4 protein-coding genes are annotated in these 6,045 nt (G+C 55.9%); 2 read left to right on the top strand and 2 right to left on the bottom strand.

The window, feature by feature from the left end; all coding sequences use genetic code 11:
* Positions 1 to 235 precede the first annotated feature (235 nt).
* Positions 236 to 799, bottom strand: a complete 564-nt coding sequence (gene ahpC / locus AUK77_RS01585) for an alkyl hydroperoxide reductase subunit C (RefSeq protein ID WP_296125474.1) — start codon at positions 797 to 799, stop codon at positions 236 to 238.
* Between the two features lie 118 nt (positions 800 to 917).
* A complete protein-coding gene (locus AUK77_RS01580) occupies positions 918 to 1,883 on the bottom strand; it encodes an NAD(P)H-quinone oxidoreductase (RefSeq protein ID WP_296125472.1) in 966 nt (321 codons plus the stop codon).
* Between the two features lie 95 nt (positions 1,884 to 1,978).
* Here AUK77_RS01580 and AUK77_RS01575 point away from each other — a divergent pair, with 95 nt between their 5' ends.
* Both AUK77_RS01575 and AUK77_RS01570 read left to right on the top strand, forming a co-directional pair.
* Complete coding sequence (locus tag AUK77_RS01575) at positions 1,979 to 4,093, top strand: carboxy terminal-processing peptidase (RefSeq protein ID WP_296125470.1); 2,115 nt, start codon at positions 1,979 to 1,981, stop codon at positions 4,091 to 4,093.
* 93 nt (positions 4,094 to 4,186) lie between these two features.
* Complete coding sequence (locus AUK77_RS01570; protein WP_296125469.1) at positions 4,187 to 5,944, top strand: bifunctional diguanylate cyclase/phosphodiesterase; 1,758 nt, start codon at positions 4,187 to 4,189, stop codon at positions 5,942 to 5,944.
* The last annotated feature ends 101 nt before the right edge of the window (positions 5,945 to 6,045 follow it).

The following is a 6,045-nucleotide window of genomic DNA, read 5'->3' as shown; positions in this document are numbered from 1 at the left end:
CGAAGATCAATTTACGCCCACGCAAACGCCTGGGCTGGAAGACACCGTACGAAGTGTATGCAGGGGTGAGCGTTGCACTTATGGGTTGAATTCAGGCCTCAATGACAAAAATTCTGGGCAAAAGAATGCCCGGGCGGATCGCGCCCGGGCATCGGGCACCACAAGGGTCGGGTTGCGACCCTGACAGCGCTAGTTACGTTCCCTGAGCCGGAGCTCAGGGATACCGCTGGCAGATTTAGATCTTGCCAACCAGGTCCAGCGAAGGAGCCAAAGTCTTCTCGCCTTCTTTCCACTTAGCCGGGCAAACCTGACCTGGGTTGGCGGCGGTGTACTGAGCTGCTTTCAGCTTACGCAGGGTCTCAGAAACATCACGGGCGATTTCGTTGGAATGAATTTCCAGGGTCTTGATGATGCCATCCGGGTTGATCACGAAGGTGCCACGCAGGGCCAAGCCTTCTTCCGGGATGTGCACGCCAAACGCGTTGGTCAGCTGGTGAGTCGGATCACCTACCAGCGGGAACTGCGCCTTGCCAACGGCAGGCGAAGTTTCGTGCCATACCTTGTGCGAGAAATGGGTGTCAGTGGTGACGATGTAGACTTCAGCGCCAACTTTCTGGAATTCAGCGTAGTTGTTAGCGGCGTCTTCGATCTCAGTCGGGCAGTTGAAGGTGAAAGCAGCCGGCATGAAAATCAGCACGGACCACTTGCCTTTCAGGCTTTGCTCGGTGACCTGGATGAACTCACCGTTGTGGAAAGCATTAGCAGCGAACGGTTGAACGTGAGTATTGATGAGGGACATCTCTGATTCCTTCTGAGGGTTAAGAAGTTTTGACAGGGCGCATTCTAGCCCCTTATGCAAAAAAAGCTTATTGATTGCCGCCATGATTCCGATTGAGTGAGCCAATCGAAGACGCGGCTCAAACCAATGATGAATCTATAACCACCACCAGCTTGCCGTTGACGGTGTTAGTCGCCAACTCAGCAAATGCCAGTTCGGCCTCTTTGATGGCAAAACTGCGCTGAAGTTGCGCCTGCAAGCGGCCTTCGGCAAACAGCGGCCAAACAAACTGCTGCACATCACGCAGCAAATCGGCCTTGAATTGCTCATCACGGTTGCGCAGCGTCGAGCCAATCAAACTGATGCGTTTACCCAGCACCAGGGCCAAGTCCAACTCTGCCGCCCGCCCACCGAGTAGACCGATGTTGACCCAGCGGCCGTCCAACGCCAGCAGATCCAGATTCAGTGCGGCATAGCGCCCGCCGACCGGGTCAAGAATCACATCGAAGGGTCCGAAATCGCGCAACGCCTGCAACTGCTCGTCACCACGCAACACACCGCCCTGCGCACCCAGGCTCTCGCAATAGCTCAAGCGCGCCGCGCTGCCAACACTCACCCAGCAGGGGCTGCCAAAGGCTTTACACAACTGAATGGCCGCTGACCCCACGCCACTGGCGCCTGCGTGCAACAAGACTTTTTGCCCCGGTTTTAACGCCGCCAACTGAAACAGGTTCAACCAAGCAGTGGCATAAACCTCAGGCAATGCAGCCGCTTGCTGCAACCTCATGCCTTCGGGCACCGGCATGGCATGACGCGCATCCACCACCACCTGCTCGGCCATGCCGCCACCGCTGAGCAGCGCGCACACCCTATCGCCCACCTTCCAGTCGCAACCGGCGCCTACTTCGGTCACCACGCCGGCGCATTCCAGCCCAAGGATATCCGTAACGCCTGGCGGCGGCGGGTAGTGCCCCGCGCACTGAAGAAGGTCAGCCCGGTTCAAACCGGCAGCCGCCACCTGGATACGAATTTCACCCACATCACAGCTCGGTGCGGGGCGCTCCACCCACTCCACACGGCCTTCCACGCCTTGCAATGCCTTCACGGTGCCTCCATAGTGCAATTGAACCGAGCCCGGCGCAGACCGCCGGGCTTTTGCATGGCGCCGATGGAACCTGGCGCGCTTAAAGACGGCCTAATATGCGTTATCAACTGCCCACACGTCGAATCAGCATGAAGCGATCCCTAGTCAGCGTCACCCTCGCCTTCTCACTGGCCCTGAGCGCCTTTCCGCTCGCGGCTAAAACCACCCGAGATGCGTCCTGGGATTATCTGCAGCCAGACCGTGACCAGGTGATCGCCAGCCTCAACATCGTTGAGCTGCTTAAACGTCATCATTACAACAAGCCACCATTAAATGATGAGCGCTCCGAGAAAATCTATCAGGGCTACCTGAAGATGCTCGACCCCTCACGCAGCTTCTTTACCGCCGCTGATATTGCGGAGTTCGACCCATGGCGCACGCGCTTTGATGACTTGTTGAAAAACGGCGACCTGCAGCCTGGTTTTGCCATGTACAAGCGTCACTTGGAACGTCTGCAGAGCCGGCTGACCTACACCTTGGGCTTGCTGGAGCAAGGCGTCGACACATTTGACTTTACCGTTGACGAAAGCCTGCTGGTCGACCGGGAAGATGCACCCTGGGCCAAAGACCTCAGCGAACTTGAAGACCTGTGGCGCAAGCAGGTTAAAGATGACGTGTTACGCCTGAAGATTGCCGGCAAAGAACCTAAGGCTATTCAAGAACTGCTTACAAAACGCTATAAAAATCAACAGGCGCGCCTCCAGCAAACCCGCGGTGAAGATGTCTTTCAGGCTTACATCAACGCGTTCGCCATGTCTTATGACCCGCACACCACTTACCTGTCGCCCGACAACGCGGAAAACTTTGACATCAACATGAGCCTGTCGCTCGAAGGCATTGGCGCGGTTCTGCAAAGCGATAACGAGTTCGTCAAAGTGGTGCGTTTGGTGCCTGCCGGGCCTGCCGAAAAGAGCAAACAAATTGCTCCGGCTGACAAAATCGTCGGTGTAGCCCAAGGCAGCAAAGAAATGGTCGACGTGATCGGCTGGCGCCTAGACGAAGTGGTCAAGCTGATTCGCGGCCCGAAAGGCTCGCAAGTTCGCCTGGAAGTCATCCCGGCAAGCAACGCGCCCAATGATCAAACTAGCAAAGTGGTCGCCATCACCCGCGAAGCTGTGAAGCTGGAAGAGCAAGCGGCGAAAAAGTCGATCCTCAATCTCAAGCACGAAAACCGCGACTACAAACTCGGCGTGATCGAGATTCCAGCGTTCTATCTGGATTTCAAAGCGTTCCGCGCGGGTGACCCCAACTACAAAAGCACCACCCGCGATGTGAAACGCTTGCTGACTGAGCTGGAAAAAGAAAAAGTCGACGGTGTGGTGATTGACCTGCGTAACAACGGCGGCGGCTCCCTGCAAGAAGCGACCGAATTGACCGGCCTGTTTATTGATCAAGGCCCAACCGTCCTGGTGCGTAACAGCGATGGTCGAGTGGATGTGCTGGCTGATGAAAACAGCGGGGTTTATTACAAAGGCCCGCTGGCAGTATTGGTCAATCGCCTGTCTGCGTCAGCCTCTGAGATCTTTGCCGGGGCCATGCAGGACTACCACCGCGCCCTGATTCTGGGCGGCCAAACCTTTGGTAAAGGCACAGTGCAGTCCATCCAACCGCTGAACCACGGCGAATTGAAACTGACCCTCGCCAAGTTCTACCGCGTTTCGGGGCAAAGCACCCAGAACCAGGGCGTAATACCGGACATCAAGTACCCAGACTTAATGGACACCAAGGAAATCGGTGAAAGCGCCCTGCCTGAAGCCTTGCCATGGGACAGCATTAAACCGGCGATCAAGCCTGAGCTTGATCCAATCAAACCGTTCCTCGCCGAACTACAAAGCCGCTTTGAAGACCGAACGGCGCAAAATCCAGACTTCACCTTTGCCCGCGAACGTCTGCAACTGGCACAAAAGCTGATGACCGAAACGACCGTAAGCCTCAATGAGGTCACTCGCCGGGCCCAGCACGCGGATATCGAGGCGCAGCAACTGGCCATCGAAAACACCCGTCGCCAAGCCAAAGGCGAAGAGACACTGAACAAACTCAAGGTAGAAGATGAGGATGCATTGCCGGTAGAAGACGACAAAGTAAAACCTGAGGATGACGCCTATCTGGCTGAAACCGGGCGCATTTTGCTCGACTACCTGGGGCTCAATACTCGACTGGCCAAGCAATAAACACGAGCGTCATCAAAGGGTCATTAAACTGTCGTGAAATGCGGGGATTGGTAGTAATGCCAGTCCCCGTTTTTTATGCCATCGAGACCCTAAATGATTGCCACCGAGCAGTTCAGTGCACTGGACAACATCCTTGCCAACAGCGATCTGCACACCCTGTTTCAGCCGATTTATTCGCTCTCTGAGCGGCGCATTCTGGGCTACGAAGCACTTAGCCGTGGCCCGTCCAACAGCGCGTTGCACTCGCCTATCAATCTTTTTGCCGTCGCACGCAGCGCCGGGCGTTTGAGCGAGCTTGAATTACTTTGTCGACGCAACGCCTGTCAGCGTTTTAGCCAGCTCAAACTCGACGGCAAGCTGTTTCTCAACGTCTCACCAGACTCGCTGATGGAACCCAAACACCAGCCCGGTCGAACCCTACAGTTGTTGCAAACGCTGGGTATTCCGCCCAGCCAGGTGGTCATCGAACTCACCGAGCAATCCCCCACTGACGACTTCGCCCTGCTCGACACCGCTCTGCATCACTACCGCGCCATGGGTTTTTCCATTGCCTTGGATGACTTGGGCGCAGGCTATTCAAGCCTGCGCTTGTGGTCTGAATTACGACCTGATTACGTCAAGATCGACCGGCACTTTATCGATGGCATTCATCAAGATGCCGTGAAGCGCGAGTTCGTCGGCTCTATTTTGAAAATGGCCAAAGCCTCACGCGCACAAGTGATTGCCGAGGGGATCGAACTGCCGGAAGAACTCACCGTACTGGCCGACATGGGCGTTGACCTGCTGCAAGGCTATTTGCTCTGTCGCCCGCAGGAGGTTCCCCCGCGCGACGCCTTTAAGATGCTGCCAAACGCCGCCAGCAGCCCTCTCAGCGAAGAATCAGGTGACCTGCGCGGCTTGCTTAACCCGCAACGCGCAGTGACCCTCAGCACGCCCACCAGTGACGTCCTAGAAATGTTTCGCGCACAAGCCAACCTCAACTCGCTGGCCGTTCTCAATGACGCCATGCAACCCTGCGGTATCGTCCATCGCCACAGCCTTTCAGAAGCACTGCTCAAGCCCTTTGCCAACGAACTGTTTGCCCGCAAACCGATCAGCCGACTGATGAGTGACGACTACTTGGCCGTCGAGGTTGGCCAATCACTGCAACAAGTCAGCCGCCTGCTTACCAGCCGTGCCCGGCAACGTATCGAAGAAGACTTCATCATCATTGAACAAGGCAGCTATGCAGGCCTTGGCCGGGTGATTGATGTGCTTAAGCTGATCACCGAGCTGAAAATTCAACAGGCACGTTATGCCAACCCACTGACCTTGTTGCCGGGCAATGTCCCTATCCAGCAATGCCTGACACGCCTACTGCAACAGAACCGCGAAGCCGTCGTCTGTTACGTGGATATCGACAATTTCAAACCCTTCAACGACATCTACGGCTATGCAAAAGGTGATGAGGTCTTACTCAGCCTGGCGCAATGCCTGAACGACAGAGTCGATCCCACTCGGGATTTTGTCGGTCACATTGGTGGCGATGATTTCCTCTTGGTGCTGGGCTCAACAGACTGGCGCGCACGACTCAACCGGCTACTTGAAGACTTTCAGAGCCAATGCCGACGGTTTTACCGTGAGGAAGATTTGCACGCCGGCTGTTTCGTTGCCCAAGACCGTAATGGCAAGCGCCAGGAATACGCCCTGCTCTCGCTGTCCCTAGGCGTTGTACACGTCCATCCCGAGCATTGCGCTCAGTTGGATGCCAGCCGACTGGCGGCTATGGCATCAGATGCCAAACGACACGCCAAAGCAGTGCCGGGATACAGCCTGCACATCATCGACACGCAGAACGACTCACCCGCTTGAGCTTGTTAGGGAAACTCTGAAAAAGACTTCCTGATTTTGGCAAAATACCCGGATTCCACCCGCTGAGTTTTCCGATGAAGCAGATGACCTTCGCCGACGCC

Origin of the sequence: Pseudomonas sp. Ga0074129, assembly GCA_001465025.1 — a bacterium.
Lineage (GTDB): Bacteria > Pseudomonadota > Gammaproteobacteria > Pseudomonadales > Pseudomonadaceae > Aquipseudomonas.
This window is presented reverse-complemented; position numbering and strand designations above follow the sequence as displayed.